The sequence below is a fragment of the Mycobacteroides sp. LB1 genome, from assembly GCF_013449725.1.
GTDB lineage: Bacteria > Actinomycetota > Actinomycetes > Mycobacteriales > Mycobacteriaceae > Mycobacterium.
The window spans coordinates 149678-169805 of the sequence record NZ_JACCFF010000004.1 but is presented as its reverse complement, the minus strand read 5'-3'; the positions used below and the strand labels follow the sequence as shown (position 1 = coordinate 169805).

The 20128-nt window shown below is 63.8% G+C and carries 22 protein-coding genes and 1 pseudogene; 11 read left to right on the top strand and 12 right to left on the bottom strand.

What is annotated here, in order from left to right:
* Positions 1–75: 75 nt before the first annotated feature.
* Together MLB1_RS17010 and MLB1_RS17005 are read right to left on the bottom strand one after the other, a co-directional pair.
* The gene (locus tag MLB1_RS17010) at positions 76–1080 is read right to left on the bottom strand and encodes an oxygenase MpaB family protein (protein ID WP_180751022.1); all 1005 of its coding nucleotides are present in this window, start codon (positions 1078–1080) and stop codon (positions 76–78) included.
* An 84-nt stretch (positions 1081–1164) separates the two neighbouring features.
* A complete protein-coding gene (locus tag MLB1_RS17005; protein ID WP_180751021.1) occupies positions 1165–2181 on the bottom strand; it encodes an oxygenase MpaB family protein in 1017 nt (338 codons plus the stop codon).
* Positions 2182–2255: 74 nt separating this feature from the next.
* Between MLB1_RS17005 and MLB1_RS17000 the strand changes: the two genes are divergently transcribed.
* A complete protein-coding gene (locus MLB1_RS17000) occupies positions 2256–2900 on the top strand; it encodes a TetR/AcrR family transcriptional regulator (protein WP_180751020.1) in 645 nt (214 codons plus the stop codon).
* Here the strand turns inward: MLB1_RS17000 and MLB1_RS16995 are convergent.
* A complete protein-coding gene (locus MLB1_RS16995) occupies positions 2857–3204 on the bottom strand; it encodes a hypothetical protein (protein WP_180751019.1) in 348 nt (115 codons plus the stop codon). The genes MLB1_RS17000 and MLB1_RS16995 overlap by 44 nt on opposite strands.
* A gap of 214 nt (positions 3205–3418) precedes the next feature.
* Here MLB1_RS16995 and MLB1_RS16990 point away from each other — a divergent pair, with 214 nt between their 5' ends.
* The 4 genes from MLB1_RS16990 to phoU all read left to right on the top strand — a co-directional run bounded on the left by MLB1_RS16990 (position 3419) and on the right by phoU (position 8823).
* Positions 3419–4432 (top strand): acyl-ACP desaturase, encoded by a 1014-nt coding sequence (locus MLB1_RS16990; protein WP_180751018.1) that lies wholly within the window; start codon positions 3419–3421, stop codon positions 4430–4432.
* Positions 4433–4473: 41 nt separating this feature from the next.
* Positions 4474–5607 carry a tRNA dihydrouridine synthase DusB gene (gene dusB, locus MLB1_RS16985; protein WP_219603269.1) on the top strand — a complete coding sequence of 378 codons (1134 nt, stop codon included), beginning with the start codon at positions 4474–4476 and terminating at the stop codon, positions 5605–5607.
* A gap of 146 nt (positions 5608–5753) precedes the next feature.
* Positions 5754–8033, top strand: a complete 2280-nt coding sequence (locus MLB1_RS16980; protein ID WP_180751016.1) for an LCP family protein — start codon at positions 5754–5756, stop codon at positions 8031–8033.
* A gap of 112 nt (positions 8034–8145) precedes the next feature.
* Positions 8146–8823: a phosphate signaling complex protein PhoU gene (gene phoU / locus MLB1_RS16975; RefSeq protein ID WP_180751015.1), complete on the top strand. Its 678-nt coding sequence runs from the start codon at positions 8146–8148 to the stop codon at positions 8821–8823.
* 7 nt (positions 8824–8830) lie between these two features.
* Here phoU and MLB1_RS16970 read toward each other — a convergent pair.
* From MLB1_RS16970 to MLB1_RS16940, 7 genes and pseudogenes are all read right to left on the bottom strand, one after another.
* Positions 8831–9764: pseudogene (locus tag MLB1_RS16970) on the bottom strand (NADP-dependent oxidoreductase).
* A gap of 39 nt (positions 9765–9803) precedes the next feature.
* Positions 9804–10580 (bottom strand): phosphate ABC transporter ATP-binding protein PstB, encoded by a 777-nt coding sequence (pstB, locus tag MLB1_RS16965; RefSeq protein WP_180751014.1) that lies wholly within the window; start codon positions 10578–10580, stop codon positions 9804–9806.
* A 10-nt stretch (positions 10581–10590) separates the two neighbouring features.
* Complete coding sequence (gene pstA / locus MLB1_RS16960; protein ID WP_180751013.1) at positions 10591–11499, bottom strand: phosphate ABC transporter permease PstA; 909 nt, start codon at positions 11497–11499, stop codon at positions 10591–10593.
* A complete protein-coding gene (pstC, locus tag MLB1_RS16955; RefSeq protein ID WP_180751012.1) occupies positions 11496–12569 on the bottom strand; it encodes a phosphate ABC transporter permease subunit PstC in 1074 nt (357 codons plus the stop codon). Before pstC ends, pstA begins: the two co-directional genes overlap by 4 nt.
* Positions 12570–12649: 80 nt before the next feature.
* Positions 12650–13789, bottom strand: a complete 1140-nt coding sequence (pstS, locus tag MLB1_RS16950; protein WP_180751011.1) for a phosphate ABC transporter substrate-binding protein PstS — start codon at positions 13787–13789, stop codon at positions 12650–12652.
* A 168-nt stretch (positions 13790–13957) separates the two neighbouring features.
* On the bottom strand, positions 13958–14836 hold the full coding sequence (gene mshD / locus MLB1_RS16945) for a mycothiol synthase (RefSeq protein ID WP_180751010.1): 879 nt from the start codon (positions 14834–14836) through the stop codon (positions 13958–13960).
* A gap of 22 nt (positions 14837–14858) precedes the next feature.
* The gene (locus tag MLB1_RS16940) at positions 14859–15653 is read right to left on the bottom strand and encodes a response regulator transcription factor (RefSeq protein ID WP_180751262.1); all 795 of its coding nucleotides are present in this window, start codon (positions 15651–15653) and stop codon (positions 14859–14861) included.
* A 98-nt stretch (positions 15654–15751) separates the two neighbouring features.
* On the opposite strand from MLB1_RS16940, the gene lmeA reads away from it, so the two are divergent.
* The 6 genes from lmeA (at position 15752) to MLB1_RS16915 (ending at position 18880) form a co-directional block, all read left to right on the top strand.
* On the top strand, positions 15752–16567 hold the full coding sequence (gene lmeA / locus MLB1_RS16935) for a mannan chain length control protein LmeA (RefSeq protein ID WP_180751261.1): 816 nt from the start codon (positions 15752–15754) through the stop codon (positions 16565–16567).
* A 44-nt stretch (positions 16568–16611) separates the two neighbouring features.
* Positions 16612–17031: a thioredoxin family protein gene (locus MLB1_RS16930; RefSeq protein ID WP_180751009.1), complete on the top strand. Its 420-nt coding sequence runs from the start codon at positions 16612–16614 to the stop codon at positions 17029–17031.
* A 10-nt stretch (positions 17032–17041) separates the two neighbouring features.
* Complete coding sequence (locus tag MLB1_RS24290) at positions 17042–17128, top strand: Ms5788A family Cys-rich leader peptide (protein ID WP_353615267.1); 87 nt, start codon at positions 17042–17044, stop codon at positions 17126–17128.
* A gap of 69 nt (positions 17129–17197) precedes the next feature.
* Positions 17198–17695, top strand: coding sequence for a DUF4395 domain-containing protein (locus tag MLB1_RS16925; RefSeq protein ID WP_180751008.1), 498 nt, complete (start codon positions 17198–17200; stop codon positions 17693–17695).
* 43 nt (positions 17696–17738) lie between these two features.
* Positions 17739–18572 (top strand): sulfurtransferase, encoded by an 834-nt coding sequence (locus MLB1_RS16920; protein WP_180751007.1) that lies wholly within the window; start codon positions 17739–17741, stop codon positions 18570–18572.
* Between the two features lie 2 nt (positions 18573–18574).
* Positions 18575–18880, top strand: a complete 306-nt coding sequence (locus MLB1_RS16915; RefSeq protein WP_070936675.1) for a DUF1416 domain-containing protein — start codon at positions 18575–18577, stop codon at positions 18878–18880.
* 92 nt (positions 18881–18972) lie between these two features.
* On the opposite strand, the gene MLB1_RS16910 is transcribed toward MLB1_RS16915, so the two are convergent.
* On the bottom strand, positions 18973–19542 hold the full coding sequence (locus MLB1_RS16910; protein WP_180751006.1) for a hypothetical protein: 570 nt from the start codon (positions 19540–19542) through the stop codon (positions 18973–18975).
* A 17-nt stretch (positions 19543–19559) separates the two neighbouring features.
* Entirely contained in the window at positions 19560–20126 is a 567-nt protein-coding gene (locus MLB1_RS16905; RefSeq protein WP_180751005.1) for a hypothetical protein, read from the bottom strand.
* Positions 20127–20128 lie beyond the last annotated feature (2 nt).

Below are 20128 nucleotides of genomic sequence, written 5' to 3'. Positions count from 1 at the left end.
AATCTACGCACCTTGGACAGGTTGTCACCGGCGAAAAACAAACTGCGCGCATGGGCATCCGGCCCGGCATGAAAGCTAGGACACCTTCGGGCTGTAGTGATGGGGGCTGTCGCGCAGCGTCACCGGCGGTAGGTAGCGAGCCGAAGTCTGCGGCAATGGCGCGTCGGCAGGCATCCGCCCGGTCGCCCGGTCCCACCCCGCTCGCGCGCGTGGGTGCTTACGCCACCGAAAGGGCACGAGCCGGAAGACCGCGTGGTTTACCCGGCCCAGCCACTCAAGGCGCCGCTCGTCACGGTCGGTCCAGTTGTACCCCAAGCGTTTTCGCACCGGCTCATCGAACATACCCACCATCACCCACGTGGAGAACCGCGTGAAGACCGGAAGCGCTAACCCCCACATCCAGTTCGGAACCAACGGCAGGAACGGCGGTTTCGGCAACAGGGCGAAGTCCAGCAGATCACGCGTTGCCTTGTTGTCTTCTAAGACGTTGGTGCACATGTGGTCCCAGTACTCCTGAAATTCCTCCCAGGTCTTGGGCACCGGCCGCATACTCATGCCGTACATCTGATACCAGACGATGTGCTCGTCAAAGAGCTGGCGCTTCTCGGCCTCGGTGAGACCTCCGCCGAACCGCTCCACCGACAGCAACAACGCTTTGAAGAAGGTCGCGTGCGCCCAATAGAAGACATCGGGGTCGAGTGCGCTGTAGCGGCGCCCTTGGCTATCAACACCTTTGATACCGATGTGATAGCCGCGCACCTCAGCGCCGGTCACCGGCGCGCGATGCCCGTCGAAGACCACGCCGGTGATCGGATACAGCGACCGCAGTAGCCGCTCCCACCGCTCACGCAGAAAGGTGGAGTGCTCCTCGACGGCGGCACCAAGTTTCGGGTGCATGTTCTGCATCGCGGTGGCGTACGAGCCCATCAACATCCCGGACCAGTCCGCGGTGAGTTTCCAGGTCAACGACTCCGGGCCGAGCGGCGTGACCACCGATCGGTCCGAACCGTGCGAGACAGGACACCCTGCCGTCAGAGAATCGACCTCGCCATCGGCCATTACCCACTCCGTCGTAGCCATTTTCAGAAACTGAATTGCGATTCAGTTATATGTCGACAGTAGGAGGCGCGATGTGGTGACGTCAAGCACCAAAAACGTTCGGGTTCAGGACACCTTCGGGTTGTAGTGCATCGGGCTGCCCCAGGTATCCATCGGCGGCAGATTGCGGTCAGGAGTCTGCACCAGCGGGGCGTCGGCAGGAATCCTGCCAGTGGCACGGTCCCATCCGGCCCGGGCCCGCGGGTGGCGCCGCTTACGTTCGGGGACAAACTTGAACAGCAGATTGACAGCCTGACCGAACGCGCGGTGCAACCACTCATCACGCGCAGACCACGTGTACCCGAACCGTTCTCGCACCGCCGGGTGGTACAACCCAACGGTCAGCCACACGAATAGCGGTGCCACTAAACGCCTTTGGAACCGCCAAAGACCTTCAGGAATCCACTGCGCGAACGGCGGCACTGCCAGAGTGGAGAGGTCGAGCACGTCGCGTGTTGCCTTGTTGTCCTCTAACACGTTGGTGCACATGTGGTCCCAGTACTCCTGGAACTCCTCCCAGCTGCCCGGCACGGGCCGCATGCTCATGCCGTACATGCGATACCACTGCACATGCTCGTCGAACAGCTGACGCTTCTCGACCTCACCGATTCCACCGCTGAGCCAGTCCGCCACGACGATCGTCCCCATAAAGAAGGTGGCATGTGCCCAGTAAAAGACATCGGGATTGAGCGCGCTGTACCGCCGCCCTTGGCTATCGACACCTTTGATACCGATGTGATAGTCACGCACCTCGGCACCCGTCCGGAGAGCCCTGTCCCCGTCGAATACCACGCCGCCAATCGGGTACAACGAGCGCAGAAGCCGCTGCCAGCGTTCCCGGAAGAACAAGGAATGCTCCTCCACCGCGGCACCCAACTGAGGATGCATGTTCTGCATGGACCCGGCATACGGGCCCTGCAGCACACCGCGCCAATCGCCGAAGTACTTCCATGTCAAAGACTCCGGCCCCAACGGCACAGGCATCGCCGGACCAGCTCCATGGCTCACCGGGCAACCCGTCGTGAAGGCGTCGGAATCCACGGTGGGTTCCGTCGCGGCGAGCTCGGACATATCGTTGACCATTCGGAACGCTCCGTTGCAGTTCGACGTATACTGACAATCAAGGTTGTCAGTTTCAACACCAGATTAGGAGGCCCGTGGCGAACGGTCAAGCGCAGCGACGCAGCTGGGCGGGTGTCTCACCGGCAGAGCGCGCCGATGAGCGGCGTCGCGAGCTCATGGCGGCCGGCGTGCGGCTCCTGGGGCTCAGCCCCCGACCAGCGGTCACCGTCCGTGCGGTGTGTCGATCCGCGGGCATGACCGAGCGGTACTTCTACGAGAATTTCTCCGACCGCGACACATTCGTCCGGGCCGTGTACGACCATGTGGGCTTTCGGGCGATCGAGGCCCTCAGCGGCGCGCGATCGGCATATGAAGGTGTCGACGCCTTCGTACGGCTCATGGTGGACGAACCCACCATGGGTCGAGTCCTGCTGATAGCGCCGACGTTTGAGCCGACTCTCTCCGAGTCCGGCTACGACTGGCTGCCGCGATTCGTTGCGCTGCTACAGGGAAAGCTCAGCACCGACCTCACCGACGAGGTGCAGCAACAGCTCGTCGCGACCAGCCTGGTGGGTGCGCTGACAAGCCTTTTCAGGGCATATCTGAACGAGGACCTGAGAGTGGAGCGGCAGCGGTTCGTGGACTACTGCGTTCAGATCATGCTGCAGGGCGCTACGTCAACGACACCGACAACGGTTACGTCGACGCGGACTTCGCCTTCTCCTCAGCAGCCTTCTTAGCGGCCGCGACCTCGGCCTTGTAGCAGCGCAGGGTCACATGGACCATCTTGCCGCGGTCGTCCTGCCCCTTTTTGACGGTAAACGCTTCCTGGTGGGAGACAAGACAATTGTCCAGACCTACCTGGTCACCGGAACGACCTGCCACGACAACCGAATAGCCTTCACCCTTGAGCGTCGACGACGCATCGGCATAGAACTGTCCGGTGGTGTCACTGGGGCCACCCGCGTGGGCCATTGCGGCTGCCGCCAATGAGAAACCTGCGCCCGCAACGGCGACCGCTGTCGCCTTGACTACCGACTTCACTGGTTACACCTCCACCTTGGGTTGTGAGCAAGCATACTGCCGGTGTAATGGCCTTGCAGGCCGAGCGAGAAATGTAACTATCCGCACGTCGGAACGCATGCGGAGGAGCGAACATGGGGCGCAATCCGTCCACTTGTGTGCAACCGCCGTTTACAGATATATTGACTGCAACCGTCGGATACAGATAAATCTGTCAAAAACTCAAGGAATGTGCATGCAGAAGCAATTCACCGACCTTGAGCTCATGCACGAGCTCGAGCCCGTGGTCGAGGAGAATGTCAACCGCCACCTCGGTGTCACCAAAGACTGGAACCCGCACGACTACATCCCGTGGTCCGATGGCAAGAACTACAGGACACTCGGCGGGCAGGACTGGGACCCGGAGCAGTCGAAGCTCTCCGAGGTGGCCCGGGTCGCGATGATCACCAATCTGCTCACCGAGGACAATCTGCCCTCGTACCACCGCGAGATCGCCATGAACTTCACCATGGACGGGCCGTGGGGTACCTGGGTGAACCGGTGGACCGCCGAGGAGAACCGCCACGGCATCGCCATCCGTGACTACCTGGTCGTGACCCGGTCAGTGGACCCCGTGGAGCTCGAGAAGCTCCGCGTCGAGCAGATGACCCGCGGCTTCTCCCCCGGCCAGAACCGGCAGGGCGGGGAGGAGATTTTCGCCCACAGCCTCCTCGATTCGGTCGTCTATGTGACTTTCCAGGAGCTGGCCACCCGCGTCTCGCACCGCAATACCGGCAAGGCCTGCAACGAGTCGATCGCCGACGAGCTGCTCAAGCGCATCTCCACCGATGAGAACCTGCACATGATCTTCTACCGGAACATGGTCGAGGCCGCCCTCGAAGTGTCGCCGAACCAGGCCGTGAAGGCCGTCCACCGGGTGCTCGATAACTTCAAGATGCCCGGCTACACCATTCCGGGATTCCGCCGGAGCGCCGTCACCATCGCCACCGGCGGCGTCTACGACCCGCAGTCGCACCTCGACGAGGTCGTACTGCCGGTGCTGCGCAAATGGCGCATCTTCGAACGCACCGACCTCAGCGGCGAGGGTGAAGTCCTGCGCGAAGACCTGGACCGCATCGTCAACGATCTCAGGAAGACCTCCTCCGACTTCGAGGAAGTAAAGGCCAAGTACCTCGAGCGTCAGGCCAAGCGCGCCGAGCGCAACGCCGCCAAGGCGGCCAAGGCCTCCCAGGAAGCGGTCAGCGTCTAACAGTGACCAGCACGCTTCAACCGAAGGCCCGATCCCGTGAGCTGCGGATCGGGTCTTTGGCATTGCCGAGCCCGGTGGTGCTGGCCCCGATGGCCGGTGTCACCAACGTGGCATTCCGGACACTGTGCCGGGAGCTGGAGCTGGCCACCACGGGCACCGTCAGCGGGCTGTACGTCTGCGAGATGGTCACCGCGCGAGCGCTCGCCGAACGGAACCCCGCCACGCTCCACATGACGAGCTTCTCCCCCGAAGAATCGCCGCGGTCGCTGCAGCTGTACTCGGTCGACCCGGAAACGACCTACCGTGCCGCCAAGATGATCGTCGACGAGAACCTTGCCGACCACATCGACATGAACTTCGGATGCCCGGTACCCAAGGTCACCCGAAACGGTGGAGGCGCCGCCCTTCCATATAAGAGGCGGCTGTTCGGGCAGATCGTCGCGGCCGCCGTGCGGGCCACCGAAGGCACCGACATACCGGTCACGGTTAAATTCCGCGTCGGCATCGACGACGACCACCACACCCATCTGGATGCGGGTGCCATCGCAGAGTCGGAGGGAGCTGCGGCCGTCGCGCTGCACGCCCGCACCGCCTCACAGCGCTACTCGGGCACCGCGGACTGGCGTCAGATCGCAGCGCTCAAGAACCACGTGACGACCATCCCCGTCCTCGGGAACGGCGATATCTTCGACGCCGCCGACGCGGTCGCGATGATGGAACAGACGGGATGCGACGGCGTAGTCATCGGCCGCGGATGCCTCGGGCGCCCGTGGCTTTTCACGGAACTGAGTGCCGTTTTCAACGGTCAGACGATTCCAGTGCCCCCAAATCTCGGGCAGGTAACAGACATCATGCGACGTCACGCTGTGTTGCTCGTCAATCATTTTGGCGAGGACAAGGCGTTGCGCGATATGCGCAAGCACATCGCCTGGTATCTGCACGGCTTCCCGGCCGGCGGAGATATCCGGCGGGCGCTCGCACTCGTCAGCACCCTCGCCGAGCTGGACACCCTGCTCAATCAGCTCGACCCCACGGCGCCCTTCCCAGACGGCGGAAACGGGCCGCGGGGGCGTCAGGGGTCACCGGGGAAGGTGTCGCTGCCGGAAGGCTGGCTCAATGACCCAGAAGATTGCACGGTTCCCTTGGCCGCCGATGTCATGCACTCTGGTGGGTGAGGTGGGGTCACATCTAGGTCACTGGGCATGGTGATCTGCGGCAATGCTCAGTAGCATGTGACGACGACCGTGCCGTCGGCACGGCGCTATGTGCTGCCGGTGTGCCGTGTACTTGCAACTGTCCAGACGTCTGAGCGAGGTTGAACATGGGTGATGGCCCCCACGCCACTCCTGCCCAACCGCGCCCGTATGGCGCGGCCCCATGGGAACGCGCAATCGAGCCCGTTGGCAGTCATCCTGACATCGAGGTGTCATCGGCCGCATCCAACACACCGTGGACACCGCCACCGGCTCTGAACCATTCACTGCCCGATCCCACCGACGACGAGTGGAGCCGAAGGTTCGAGACCGAACAGGCGGCGCGCGAGACTCACCACGCGGCGCCCGAGGCCGCAGCACCGCGACCCACGCCGAGACCGGCCAGACCGGCGCCCACCAGGGCACCGGAACCACCGGTGTCATCGGCACACGAAACCGGCTCACACTCACTCTCGGTGGCCGATCTGCTGGCCCGCGAGGGTGCCGGCGGCGGCCGCCGGTCACGCCGGCACGCCCGCACTGAGGCCGAAGAGCCAGAGGAAGCCGTCCGGCCCGCGCCGCCGCACATTGCCGACGAAAGCCACACCGACGTCATCCCCCAGGTGCACCAGAACGCACCCGATCTCGATCACCATGCCGATGAGCGAGCCGACGAGTATGTCGACTACCCGGACGACGCCCCCCTCTACGACAAGGCCGCCGCGCGTCGCGTACGAGCATCGAATCTGGATGATGCAATCGACACCCGCGCCATCCCGATCCGGATAGGAAATCCGGAAGCCGTTGTCCAGGAACAGAAGCCCCAGCGTTCGCGACGGCCCATCTACGTCGGACGCTCGTTTGCCGCCCTCGTCGCGGTGTGCTCGCTCGCCCTGACCGGCGGAGCGTGGCAGTGGAGCAACGTCAAGAACAACGCGCTCAATCGCGTCGAGGCGCTGGACCCGAACTCCCGCGATATCCGGGATGCCAACGCCCAGTACGGCGACGAGAACTTCCTTATCATCGGCGTCGACACTCGCTCAGGGGCGAACAGCGCGATGGGCGCCGGCGACACCTCCGATGCCGAAGGCACACGCTCGGACACCATCATGCTGGTCAACATCCCGGCCAACCGTAAGCGCGTCGCGGTCGTGTCCTTCCCGCGCGACCTAGCGATCCAGCCGACGCTCTGTGAGGTCTGGAACGAGGACACCCGGTCCTACGGACCCGACAAGGCGTACACCGAAACCAAACTCAACTCGGCGTTCGCATTCGGCGGACCCAAGTGCCTGGTCAAGGTCATCCAGAAGATGTCGGGATTGAACATCAACCGCTTCCTCGGGGTGGACTTCGCCGGCTTCTCCAAGATGGTCGACGCGCTCGGCGGGGTCGAGGTGTGCACCCCCACGCCGATCGAGGACTACGAGCTGGGCACCGTACTGGAAAACGCTGGGCGCCAAACAATTGACGGGCACACAGCCCTGCAATACGTGCGCGCCAGGCAGGTCACCACCGAGTACAACGGCGACTACGGACGCATCAAGCGGCAGCAGCTGTTCCTGTCCTCCCTGCTGCGTTCAATGATCTCGCACAACACCTTCTTCTCGTTGAGCAAGCTCAACAACGTCGTGAACACCTTCATCGACGACTCGTACGTCGACAACATCAGGACGAAAGACCTTGTGGACCTTGGTCAGTCGCTCCAGGACGTGAAGGCCGGCCGGATCACTTTCCTTACAGTGCCGACCGACGGCACCGACTCCGAGGGTAATGAGACCCCGCGCACCACGGATATCCGAAAGATCTTCGACGCCATCATCAATGACGATCCGTTGCCCGGCGAGCTGCAGGCCGACGGCACCCGCGTCCCGATGCCCGGCACCACCACGCAAGACACCACGTTGGCGTCCGCCGAGCACGGAGCCGCGACCGGGCTCGGCGAAACATCCACGGCTGCACCGACTGCCGCTGCCACACCGACTGAGCCGGCAGACCTGGTGACCACCGAGCCCAGCGAGATCAACGTGCACGTGTCCAACAGCACGGGCCAGACCGGACTCGCGGCAGCAGCGGCCAGCCAGCTGACCCACTACGGATTCAGCATCACCACCACCGATGACTATCCCTCCGCCCTGCCCAACACCACGGTCTTCTTCTCGCCGGGGCACGAACAGCAGGCAGCGACCGTTGCCGCCGCATTCGGTGGCGCCAAGCTCCAGCGGATCACCGGCGCTCAATCCACCGTGCGCGTAGTACTCGGCAGCGACTACAACTCCACAGCGATTTTGCAGGCTCCGCCGACCGCCGGATCGACCGTGCAGTTACAGCTCTCCTCGGGCGCGATGGCTCCCGCCGAGCTTCCGATGGACCTGACGGTCGTCAACGCCGGCGACGCTACCTGCGAATAGTCAGTCAATTTGGACATCGATTGCATTTTTGTCCACGGAATTCCTGGTGGCATTCATTCGCCGTTCACACCAGGGCCATGACTCGACGGCACCAGGTCCGTAGTCTTGATCCATGCGTACCGCGTTTCAAGAGCAGCTGTCATCGCTATCGGCACAGCTGGGTGAGATGTGCGGGCTGGCCGGTGCCGCGATGGAGCGAGCCACTCGCGCATTGCTGCAGGCCGACCTCGTCCTTGCCGAGCAGGTAATTTCCGACCACGAGCAGATCACGGCGATGAGCGCCGCCGCCGAGGAAAACGCCTTCGCCATCTTGGCCCTGCAGGCCCCGGTGGCAGGCGACCTACGCGGAGTGGTCAGCAGCATCCAGATCGTCGCAGACGTGGACCGCATGGGCGCGCTCGCCCTGCACGTCGCCAAGATCGCCCGTCGCCGCCATCCGCAACACGCCCTGCCGGAGGAGGTCAACGGATACTTCGCCGAGATGGGCCGTGTTGCAGTCGATTTGGGCAATAGCGCACAAGAAGTGCTGTTGACCCGCGACCCGGAGAAGGCCGCTCGCATCAACGAAGAAGACGATGCGATGGATGATTTGCACCGGCATCTGTTCACCGTGCTGATGGACCGGGAGTGGAAGCACGGGGTGGCTGCCGCCGTCGACGTGACACTACTGGGCAGGTTCTACGAGCGGTTCGCCGATCATGCCGTCGAAGTCGCCCGCCGGGTCATCTTCCAGGTCACCGGAAGCCTGCCGTCAGAAGGCCACGGCCAAGACCACCTGACCGCCATCTGACGAGTAGTCAGGGCACCAGCACGATCTTCCCGCGGGTGTGCTGCAGTTCGAGCAACCCAAAGGCCTGGCGTACTTGGCTTAGCGGAAACACCTCCGCCACAGGCACTTCCAATTTTCCCTCGACGATAAGGGCAGCAAGTTCGGCGATGACGCTCGCCGTTGCCCCTTCCTCGTTGCCAATGCTCTGCACCCCGAACCGCTCAATTGCCGCGAAATCGATGATGGTGTCGATGCGTTCCAAGGCGATATCGAGTTCGGTGAGCGCGAATTCGACATAGCCTCCGCCGAAGAAGTCCAGGAAGGCGTCGAGCCGCCCGCCGGGGGCCGCCGCCCGCAACCGGTCAGCGAGCCCGTCACCGTAGTTCACCGGGATCACACCATGCCCGATGAGCCACTCATCGTTTCCTGCTCCAGCGATACCCAGGACCGTGGCACCGGCCAGCCGGGCAAGCTGAACCGCGATCGCGCCCACTCCCCCGGACGCACCGGCGACGACAACCACATCCCCGGGCTTCAGACCTACTGAACCGACGGCCGCATACGCAGTGCTACCGGCAACGAAGAGGCCACCCGCGACCTCCCATGACAGCCCGACCGGCTTGGCCACCAACTGTGTGACGGGTACCGCAACGAGCTCGGCATGACTGGCTCGGCTGTTGGTGAAGCCGAACACCTCGTCACCCACGGCGAACCCACCGGTTCCGGAGCCGGTCTCAACGACCACACCCGCCAGATCGCTGCCCTGCCCGGACGGGAAGGTCGCGGGGAACCTGTCGTGCAGCACGCCGGTGCGGATCTTCGCCTCACCCGGGTTGATCCCCGCAGCACGCACCGGCGTGCTGCACGAGCACTTCACCCGACGCGGGTACTGGGCGCAGGACATCACGCACCTGCAGGACGTCGATTCCGCCGTACTGATCGAACCGCACTGCCTTGGTCATAGGCAGTAAGACAGCCGCGCGGCCCGAGCTATTCCTGGATCAGCCGAAGCGTCCGGAGATGTAGTCCTCGGTGGCCTTCTGGCTGGGGTTCGAGAAGATCTTCTCGGTGTCGTCGATCTCCACCAGCATGCCCGGCTTGCCTGCGGCCTCCAGATTGAAGAACGCGGTCTGATCGCTGACACGCGCGGCCTGTTGCATGTTGTGGGTGACGATGACGATGGTGAACTCCTGCTTGAGCTCGGAGATCAGATCCTCGATAGCCAGCGTGGAGATGGGGTCCAGGGCAGAGCACGGCTCGTCCATCAGCAGCACATCCGGCTGCACCGCAATGGCTCTGGCGATGCACAGACGCTGCTGCTGACCGCCGGAGAGTCCGCCACCCGGGCGGTCGAGACGGTCCTTGACCTCGTTCCACAGGTTGGCGCCCTGTAGCGAGCGCTCGGCGACCTCGTCGAGGGTCTTCTTGCTGCGCACGCCCTGCAGCCGCAGGCCCGCCACCACGTTGTCGCGAATCGACATGGTGGGGAACGGGTTTGGCCGCTGGAAAACCATCCCGATGGTCTTACGGACCGATACCGGGTCCACCCCGGCACCGTAGATGTCTGCACCGTCGAGCAGCACCGAACCCTCGACATGAGCACCCGGTGTCACCTCGTGCATCCGATTCAGGGTGCGCAACACGGTCGATTTGCCGCAACCTGACGGGCCGATGAAGGCCGTCACACTACGAGGCGGAACGGAAAGTGCCACCTCCTGTACGGCGTGAAACTTGCCGTAGAAGATGTTGACGTCCTTGAGATCGAGACGCTTGGCCATGAGTACCTTCCTAGACCTTTTTCGGCGCGAAGAAGCGCGAAATGAGTTTGGCGACCACGTTGAGAATGGCGACCACGAGAATGAGAGTGAGGGCGGCGCCCCACAAACGGGATTCAGCAAGCCCTACCACCGAGCCACTGCGCTGGTCGAGCATCATGCCCGGCAATGAGGCCATCTCCCCGCCGAACATGTCGTAGTTGATCAGCTTGCTGTAGCCGACGAGCACCAGCAGCGGCGCGGTTTCGCCCATGACACGAGCCAGCGCGAGCATCACACCGGTCACTACACCCGAGAGAGCAGTGGGCAGCACGATGCGCGCAATGGTTTTCCACTTCGGCACCCCCAGGGCAAGAGAGGCCTCGCGCAGATCGTTCGGGACAATCTTGAGCATCTCCTCCGAGGAGCGCACCACTACCGGAATCATCAACAGCACCAACGCCAAAGACACCGCCAGGCCCGACCGCGGCAGCCCGAGAGTGGCAACCCACAGGGCATAGACGAAGAGAGCGGCGACGATGGACGGCACACCGGTCAGGATGTCGACCATGAAAGTGGTGAGCTTGGCCAGCCGAGAGTTAGCGCCGTACTCAACGAGGTAGATCGCCACGAAGATGCCGATAGGCACCGAGATGATCGCGCAGAACAAGCCCTGCAGCAGAGTGCCGACCATGGCGTGATACGCGCCGCCACCCGCGATCCGGTTCGTCATCATGTTCTGCGATGTGAACCACCAGTCGTAACTGAGGATGGCACTAAATCCGCGATCGAGCACCGTGTACAGCACCCACACCAGCGGAATCAGGGCAATCACCACGGCGGCCGAGACCAACACAGTGGCAATCGCGTTGGTGGCCTTGCGCCTACCCGAGAGCGGATGGAAGGCGGGTTCCTTCACGGGCCTGTCAAGTGTCGCGGTCATGCCCGGCCCTTTCCGCCGACGACGGCGCGCGCCGCCGAGTTCACCACGAATGTCAGCACGAACAGCACCAGACCGGCGGCGATGTAGGCGCCGGCTTCCAGTTCGTTGTTGAATTCCGAGGCGTTGGAAGCGATATGGGTGGCAAAGGTGCTCCCGCTGTCGAACAGCGACCAGCCGAATGCCACCGAGGTGCCGGACAGGATGAGCATCAGCGCAATGGTCTCGCCCAGCGCGCGGCCGAGTCCCAGCATCGAGCCGCTGATGTATCCGGACATACCGAACGGAATGATGGTGGTGCGCACCACTTCCCACTTGGTGGCGCCCAGCGCGAGCGCGGCCTCGATCTGGCCCTTGGGGGTCTGAATGAACACCTCACGGGTGACCGCGGCGATGATCGGCAGGATCATCACCGCCAGCACGATGCCACCGGTGAAGAGGTTGCCACCACCAGCGATGTTGACGGGGCTGTCGGCAAAGAACGGTATTAACCCGAGGTTCCTGTTGAGCCACAGGGCAATCGGTGCGATCGACGGCGCCAGCACGTAGATGCCCCACAGGCCGTACACGATGGAGGGAACCGCGGCCAGCAGGTCGATGACGTAGGCCAGCGGCCCACGGACCCGTGCGTGCGCGTACTCGGCGAGGTAGATCGCGATACCGAGAGCCACCGGCATGGCGAGCAGGAGCGCAAAGACCGAGACGAAGACGGTGACCTGGAACAGATCGAGGACACCGAAATGCATGTGCGCCGTGTCATCGGTGCGCCATGGGCCGTTGTAGAGGAAGAAGTTCTCGTCGTCGTTGTTGAGTGCGGGGATGGCGCGCAGGATCAGAAATACGGCCACCAGCCCGATCAGTGCGACGACGAATACGCCCGACCCTGTCGCGAGTCCCGAGAAGATGCGGTCTCCGGGCCGTACTACGCCTGTTGGCTTAGCCTCCGGCTCGAGGTCTCTGCGGCCCATCGCCTCGGGGATCATCAGGGTCTGCGTCTCCTCGGGTACGACTCGGTCATGATCGGCCGGATGGGCTACCCCTACAGGATCAATCCCGCTGGTCTGGCTGCTCATTGAACTCGCTGTCTATGTGGTTGATGGTACGTCCCCGCCCGGGTTGCAAATAGCTTCCCGGGCGGGGACGAAACCGCCTGCTAAGCCAGTGCCTTGATGGCCGTCTCGAGGCGGGTCTTGAACTGTGCGGGCAGCGGGGCGTAGCCAACATCGGCCAGACCCTTCTGTCCCTGGTTCACCGCGACCGTCAGGAACGACTTCACCGCGGCGGCGACGTCGGCGTCCTTGTATCCCTTGGAGCAGACGATCTCGTAGGTGGCCAGCACGATCGGGTACGCACCGGCGGTCTTGGTCCCGTAGATCGAGGCCAGGTCCAGCTTGAGGTCGTTGCCCTCACCGGCGAACTTGGCGGTCTCGACCGAGGCTGCGGCGGTCTCCGGGGTCAGTGCCACGGCACCGGCGCCACTGTCGATCTGGGCGTACGGCATCTTGAGGTCGTCGGCGTAGCCCTTCTCGACGTAGGTGATGGCACCGGGCAGGGCCTTGACCTTCTCGGCCACCCCCGAGGACTTCTCGGCGCTCTCGCCGGCGCCACCCTCCCAGGTGCCGCTGCTGCCCTTGGTCCAGCTCTCGGGGGCAGCGGTGGTCAGGTACTTGCCGAAGTTCTCGCTGGTTCCGGACTTGTCCTTGCGGTACACCGGGGTGACCTTGGTGTCCGGCAGCGTGACGCCCGGGTTGAGCGCGGCAATGGCCGGATCATTCCAGGTGGTGATGGCGCCGGTAAAGATCTTGGCGGCGGCGTCGGCGTTCAGGACGAGCTTGTCGGCACCGGGAACGTTGTACGCCAAGGCAATTGGCCCAAAGACGACCGGCAGGTTCCATGCTTCGTTGCCGCCGCAGCGCTCCTTGGCCTTGCCCGCCTCTTCCTCGGACAGTGCCGAATCTGAGCCGCCGATGTCGACCTGTCCGGCGATGAAGTTGTCGCGGCCCTTGCCCGACCCGGTGGGGTTGTAGTTGATCGACTTTCCGGAGCAAGCGGTCGAGTACTCGTTGGCGAAGATGTCGAACGCGTTCTTCTGAGCCGAAGAGCCCTCGGCGCTCAGCTTGGCCTTGCCCGCGCAGTCACCTGACGCGGAAGACGAACCGGAGGCACTGGAGGAGGAAGCTCCGGTGGTCTTGTCGGAACCGCAGGCGGCAAGGCTGGCGGACAGAGCGATCGCGGCGGCCGCCGCGAAGATCGTGGTGCCGGTGCTTTTAAGGTTCACGGCCTTGAGGTTCACGGCTCTCGCTTTCTCGCATGAGTGAGGAAAGATCGGGGTGATGGGGATGGATCAACAACGCGCACCCCGGAAACTAAAGGCAGTCGATGGACGGGCACCCTTCCGCAGGTGAACGGAAAGTGAACTCACAGACTTGACAGTCCGGTCGTTATCGCAGGTAAACGCCCATCAGGCTCGACCGTAGGCGGCGTCGGTGAAGGCAACCCGGAATCCCAGCCGCTCGTATGTCCGCAGGGCTGCGTCGTTATCCGACTCGACGTACAGCAACACGGTGTCCATGCCGGTGTCCGAGAGGTGATGCAGACCCACCAGCGTCAGTAGGCGGCCCAATCCCCTGCCCTGCGCGGCGGAGTCCACGCCGACGACGTACACCTCACCGACTCCAGGCTTGTCCAAATGCCTTTTTGTCCAATGGAATCCAAGAAGGTCACCGGTCTGCGCATCATGCGCGAGAAATAGTCCGCGCGGATCAAACCAGGGTTCGGCGAAGCGATCGGCGAGATCGTCCCGCGTCCAGCCCCCTTGTTCCGGATGCCAGGAAAATGCTGCATTGTTGACACGCAGCAGGTCCGAATCATCTTGCGGCCCAAGGTAGTGCCGGATGACAACAGTGGGGTCGGCCGAAACGGCAGGCAGATCGGCGAGAGTACGTCGCATCTGATGGAGCCGCCGCAATGGGGCCAGTCCCAGCTTGGCTGCGACCGCCCTGGCCGCCGGTAGGTCGCCATGAGCCCAGATTCGGGTGCCCTCACCGCCCGCGACGAGTGCGTGCTGAACCATGGCCGAACCGATTCCGCGGCGGCGAGCGCCCGGCGCGACCACCAATTCAGCCATCGCCGTGGCATTCTCGTCGGGCGTAACCAGGTTGAGGTACGCCGCCGTGTCGTCCCCATCTTCGGCTACCAGGTGCCTGGTCTCGGTTCCGCTCAGCTCACGCAGCACCTGTTCCCCTACCGGGGCAATACCGTCGGCGCGGGTGGCCTCGACTATCAACTCGCGTATCTGTAGTTGGCGTTGATCATCGAGAAGTTGGACCCATTCGGTCATACCGCCACGGTAGTCGTGGGATTCAGCCCGCGTTGATGGTCCCTGGTGCAGCGGCGATGTCCCCGTCGGCGGCGTCATCGTCCACGTCGTCGTCGATATCGGGTTCCGGGGTGCCAGATCTTTCCGCGCCGTTGGGTTCGCCCTTCGCGCGAGGCGGCCGCACCGCCTTGTAGCCGACGTTGCGCACCGTGCCGATGAGCGCCTCGTACTCGGGGCCGAGCTTTGCGCGCAGGCGTCGTACGTGAACATCCACTGTGCGGGTGCCGCCAAAGAAGTCGTATCCCCAAACCTCTTGGAGTAGCTGCGCTCTGGTGAATACCCGGCCGGCGTGCTGCGCCAAGTACTTGAGCAGCTCGAACTCCTTGTAGGTGAGGTCAAGCGGGCGGCCACGCAGCCGTGCGGTGTAGGTGCCCTCGTCGATGACCAGCTCGCCCAGTATCACCTTGCTGGCATTCTCGACATTGATCGCACCCGCGCGACGGCCCACCAGTAGACGCAGCCGTGCGTCGATCTCGGCGGGACCAGTTCCGGGCAGCAGGATGTCGTCCAGACCCCAGTCGACGTTGACCGCCACGAGGCTGCCCTCGTTAACCACGGCCACCACTGGAACCGAGGATCCAGCCGCGCCCAGCAGCCGGCATAGGCCCCGCGCGGAGGCCAGATCGGTGCGCGCATCGACGATGGCCACGTCGGCCGAACCTGCTTCTAGAAGCGAGGACACCTCGCTGGGCACCGGTCGCACGGTATGGGCGAGCAGCGCCAGAGACGGCAGCACCGCATCCGGGTTTGAGTCAGCGGTCAACAACAACAGGTCCAACGAGCCCTCCAACACCCGGGTGCTTCGGTCTCCAGGTGTTCCATAATGTACCGCGCCACCTGCTGATAAGCCCGGCCCAGAGGGGCGGACGCGCGGTGATGCGCCAGAATGTGCAGATGCGCAAGCCCCTGATCGCCATTATCTCGGTGGTGTGTGCACTAGCAATCGCGGCCACTGCCACCGATTTCGGATGTGCGATCTACGCGGAATACCGGCTGTCCCGGACCCTGCGCACCGAGGCGGACCTCAGCTCTGATCCGTCGGTGGCGATTCTGGTTTTCCCGTTCATCCCGCAGGCCTACGCACACCGGTACAGGGAAGTTGAGATCAAGGCGCACGGTGTGGACCACGCGGAGACCGGGAAGGCGACGCTGGAAGGCACGTTGCACGGTATTGACATCTCCAAGTCCTCCTGGCTTATCCGTCCGGACTCTCCATTGCGTGTGGACAGGATCGAGAGCCGGATCATCATCGACTCCAATCACTTGGGCCGATTCATGGGAATCAACGACCTTGCCGTCGAACCGCCGCCGAAGGAACAGAACGATGCCACCGGCGGCACCACCGAGTCCGGCATATCGTCGGGAACCGGTCTGCTGTTGACCGGAACGCCGAAGACGGGTGACTTCGAACACAAGGTGACCGTGTCCGTCGACGTCTCGGTCGTCGGCCCGGACAAGACAGATCTTCAGCTTGTAGCAACATCCGTGGTCACGGGCCCGGGAACTGCCGATCGCGATGTGCCGGAGGACCAGCAGCGCGCCGTGTTCGCCGCGTTCACCAAGGTGGTCCCGCGACAAAAGCTTCCGTTCGCCATCGAACCAACAAGGGTCGGCGCGCGTGGATCAGATGTGATCATCGAAGGTATCGCCAAGGGAGTAACGATCTCCCTGGACGCGTTCAAGCAGTCATGACGACAGGATTGTCCGCTCTGCACGCGAGCGGTTCGTCGCCACTCGTGACCGTAGTCATTGCGATAGCGGTCGCGCTGCTGGCATCGAGCCTCATCGCGGTGGCAATCAAGAGCAGGTCCGGCAGGCTGCGCGAAGGACCCGGCGGAACAGGCGAGGTCCAGGCCCCGCCCGGTATCGAACTGTCCGCGACTGGGCCGACGATCGTGCATTTCAGCGCGGTGTGGTGTGGTCCGTGCGCGTCGGTCCGCCGAGTCGTAGACCAGGTATCGGCCGGCGAGCCCGGGGTCGCGCATATAGAGGTCGACATCGACTCCAACCCCGACGCTGCTCGGGCGCTCTCGGTGCTTTCCCTACCGACGACCTTCATCTTCGACGCGACCGGCAGGCAGGCCTATCGAGTCTCCGGGGTGCCCAAGGCCGCCGACCTGCGCACTGCTCTGCAGGGCCTGACGCAGCCGGGGTAAACTCGTCGCCGTGCAAGCCCGCCTTGAGCCGATGCTCACGAAACGACGCGCCGTCGATCTGTGCCGCGTCGCGGGCTGCTGCTGTTGTTGCTGCTAATCGCGGCCACCTTTGAGTGTGCCGCAACAGGTGTAGCCATATCCGCCACCCCTAGGAGCACAACAACCCATGACCACTGCCCCAACACCTGACGGTCTTCACGCCGGCGGCTCATCCCACCCCCTGCAGGTCGACGTCCGCGGGCCCCGCTTCGTCGCCTGGGTCACCACCACCATTCTCATCGTCACCCTGGCGGTGTCCGCCGTGTCACCGACGGCTGCCGCGGTGATTTTGGGACTTCAGGCGGTGGTGTTCGCGATCGGCGCGCTACTGGGCCCGCATCGCGCGCCCTACGGAACGCTCTTCCGAACACTTATTCAGCCGCGGCTGAGCCCGGTGACCGAACGCGAACCCGTCCCGCCGCTGCAGTTCGCGCAGCTGCTGGGCTTCACCTTCGCGGCAATCGGCGCCATCGGATTCGGTACCGGTGTCACACTGCTCGGCGTGATCGCGACTGCCTTCGCTCTCGCTGCCGCGTTCCTGAACGCCGCCTTCGGCATCTGCCTGGGCTGCCAGCTGTACCCCCTCGTTACCCGTTTTCGCCGTACACAACCGTCGGCCCAGTAATCCATCAATAAACCCACCAAAAACACGGAAGGAAATCCTCTATATGGCACGCTCTGACGTACTGGTCTCCGCCCAATGGGCGCAAGACAATCTTTCTGCCCCCAACACGGTGTTCGTGGAGGTGGACGAGGACACCAGCGCGTACGACGTCGGCCACATCGAGGGCGCCGTCAAGCTGGACTGGAAGACCGATCTGCAGGATGCGGTCAAGCGTGACTTCGTCGACCAGCAGCAGTTCTCGAAGCTGCTGTCCGATAAGGGCATTGGCAACGACGACACTGTGGTCCTGTACGGCGGCAACAACAACTGGTTCGCCGCATACGCCTACTGGTACTTCAAGCTGTACGGGCACCAGGACGTGAAGCTGCTCGACGGTGGACGCAAGAAGTGGGAACTCGACGGCCGGTCGCTGTCCACCGACACCGTTTCGCGGCCCGCGACTTCCTACGAGGCCGCCACACCGGACAGCACAATCCGCGCCTTCCGCGACGAGGTGATCGCCGCGATCGGTGCCAAGAACTTGGTGGACGTGCGTTCGCCCGACGAGTTCTCCGGCAAGATCCTGGCTCCCGCCCACCTGCCGCAGGAGCAGAGCCAGCGCCCCGGACACGTGCCGACCGCCATCAACGTCCCCTGGAGCAAGGCGGCCCAAGAGGACGGCACCTTCAAGTCGGATGACGAGCTGACCAAGCTCTACGCCGACGCCGGCCTGGATGGCGAGAAGGAGACCATCGCGTACTGCCGCATCGGTGAGCGTTCCTCGCACACCTGGTTCGTGTTGCAGGAGCTCCTGGGACACCAGAACGTGAAGAACTACGACGGCAGTTGGACCGAATACGGCTCCCTGGTGGGCGCCCCGATCGAGTTGGGAAGCTAGTTATGTGCAGTGCACCGAAGCAGGGCCTGGCCATTCCGGCAGGCGTTGACGTAGAGAAGGAAACCGTGATCACCGGCCGAGTGGTCGACGGAAACGGTCAGACAGTGGGCGGTGCTTTTGTGCGCCTGCTGGATTCCTCGGATGAATTCACCGCCGAGGTTGTCGCATCGGCGACCGGCGACTTCCGGTTCTTCGCCGCACCAGGCGACTGGACGCTGCGGGCGTTGTCCTCGGCCGGGAACGGCACCGCGACGGTGAGCCCCACCGGCGCCGGTATCCACGAGGTCGACATCAAGATCGAGGCTTAGCCTCTTCTAGCTTTGCCGCCGAGCGCGCAACTACGCACACCCCTACTCGGGAAACAGGTGCGTAGTTGCGCGCTTGTGGTTTCAGTGAGCGATCAGTTGGCCGTGTCTGGTCCGGCGACAGGACTCCGGGCCGGCTGCCTGGCCTCCAGACCGGGCATGGGTTGCTCGGGCGCATCCCCGGTGGGGGTTGGATTTTCCAATCCGGTGGCTTGCCCGGTCGCCGGGTTCTGTTGACCAATGGCGGACGTCGCTCCCGGCATCACACCACCAGCCGAATCGGGTGCCGAGGTCTCTTGCATCGGCGAACTGGGGCGCACTCCGAGCACCTGCCCTCGCGGACCGGCCTCCTGTGGCTTCACCACGACATGCTTCAGCTGAACACCGAGACGGTCAGCAGGTAGGCCTACATGGGAGGACGCGGGGTCTGCGTTCGTCATGGCCCCGACGCCGCCCGCGTCCAGAACCCGGGGCGGCGGGGTCAAGGAGTAGATGGTCTGAAACCCATAGGCGCCGGGGTAATAGCCGATATAGCCGGGCGGGTTGTATATCTGGCCGGTCGGGTCACCAGGTACCGACGGGTCAGCTGCGGCGCTCGGCGCTTCAAGAACGGCTAGGGCAAGCAGCCCAGCGATCGTCGCGGTTCGTACCAGGTGCAGCCTCATGCGGTGGGTCCCTTCCTTCACTTAGACGCCGTCGGGCCGAGATCTGGCCCACTATTGACGGAGTTCGGCCCTACAGTTCCGTTGGCGGTCGGCTGCTGGGACTCGCCCCCGAGCGGGAGCTGTCTCGCAGTCCCGGCGTACGGATCTTCCAGACCGCCGCCCGGAGTCCCTGCCGGCATCGTGTACCCGGGCACTACACCACCGGCAGGATCGGGTGCACCTGTCGAGTCCATCGGCGTCTCGGGGCGCACACCGTAGGCATTCCCTACCATCGAGCGCCGCTGCGGTTCGACACCGAGTTGTGAACCGGGGAGCCCGAATTCGGCCGATTGCGAGTCGGTGTTGGTCATGGCGGCGACGCCAGCAGTGTCAAGCACCCGGCGCGGTCGCATGTAGAAGCCGAGGACCCAGGTGTATGCACCAGGTTGATGGCCAATCCTGCCCGGCATGTTGTGGTACGGGAGTCCGTCGTAGCCGGGCGGTGGACCCGGGGGTACCGGGTCGGCGGATGCGTTCGGCGCGAGGACGAGGCTCGCGCCGATGACAATCGCGAGTAATCCCCCGATGCCGAGGGGTGATGTCATGG

What these genes read in the sequence shown, in the direction of transcription:
- MLB1_RS17010 (WP_180751022.1), bottom strand. Translation starts at nt 1,080, where the DNA reads ATGGCTACGACGGAGTGGGTAATGGCCGATGGCGAGGTCGATTCTCTG.
- MLB1_RS17005 (WP_180751021.1), bottom strand. Translation starts at nt 2,181, where the DNA reads ATGGTCAACGATATGTCCGAGCTCGCCGCGACGGAACCCACCGTGGAT.
- MLB1_RS16990 (WP_180751018.1), top strand. Translation starts at nt 3,419, where the DNA reads ATGCAGAAGCAATTCACCGACCTTGAGCTCATGCACGAGCTCGAGCCC.
- MLB1_RS16980 (WP_180751016.1), top strand. Translation starts at nt 5,754, where the DNA reads ATGGGTGATGGCCCCCACGCCACTCCTGCCCAACCGCGCCCGTATGGC.
- phoU (WP_180751015.1), top strand. Translation starts at nt 8,146, where the DNA reads ATGCGTACCGCGTTTCAAGAGCAGCTGTCATCGCTATCGGCACAGCTG.
- pstB (WP_180751014.1), bottom strand. Translation starts at nt 10,580, where the DNA reads ATGGCCAAGCGTCTCGATCTCAAGGACGTCAACATCTTCTACGGCAAG.
- pstA (WP_180751013.1), bottom strand. Translation starts at nt 11,499, where the DNA reads ATGACCGCGACACTTGACAGGCCCGTGAAGGAACCCGCCTTCCATCCG.
- pstC (WP_180751012.1), bottom strand. Translation starts at nt 12,569, where the DNA reads ATGAGCAGCCAGACCAGCGGGATTGATCCTGTAGGGGTAGCCCATCCG.
- mshD (WP_180751010.1), bottom strand. Translation starts at nt 14,836, where the DNA reads ATGACCGAATGGGTCCAACTTCTCGATGATCAACGCCAACTACAGATA.
- lmeA (WP_180751261.1), top strand. Translation starts at nt 15,752, where the DNA reads ATGCGCCAGAATGTGCAGATGCGCAAGCCCCTGATCGCCATTATCTCG.
- MLB1_RS16925 (WP_180751008.1), top strand. Translation starts at nt 17,198, where the DNA reads ATGACCACTGCCCCAACACCTGACGGTCTTCACGCCGGCGGCTCATCC.
- MLB1_RS16920 (WP_180751007.1), top strand. Translation starts at nt 17,739, where the DNA reads ATGGCACGCTCTGACGTACTGGTCTCCGCCCAATGGGCGCAAGACAAT.
- MLB1_RS16915 (WP_070936675.1), top strand. Translation starts at nt 18,575, where the DNA reads ATGTGCAGTGCACCGAAGCAGGGCCTGGCCATTCCGGCAGGCGTTGAC.
- MLB1_RS16910 (WP_180751006.1), bottom strand. Translation starts at nt 19,542, where the DNA reads ATGAGGCTGCACCTGGTACGAACCGCGACGATCGCTGGGCTGCTTGCC.
- MLB1_RS16905 (WP_180751005.1), bottom strand. Translation starts at nt 20,126, where the DNA reads ATGACATCACCCCTCGGCATCGGGGGATTACTCGCGATTGTCATCGGC.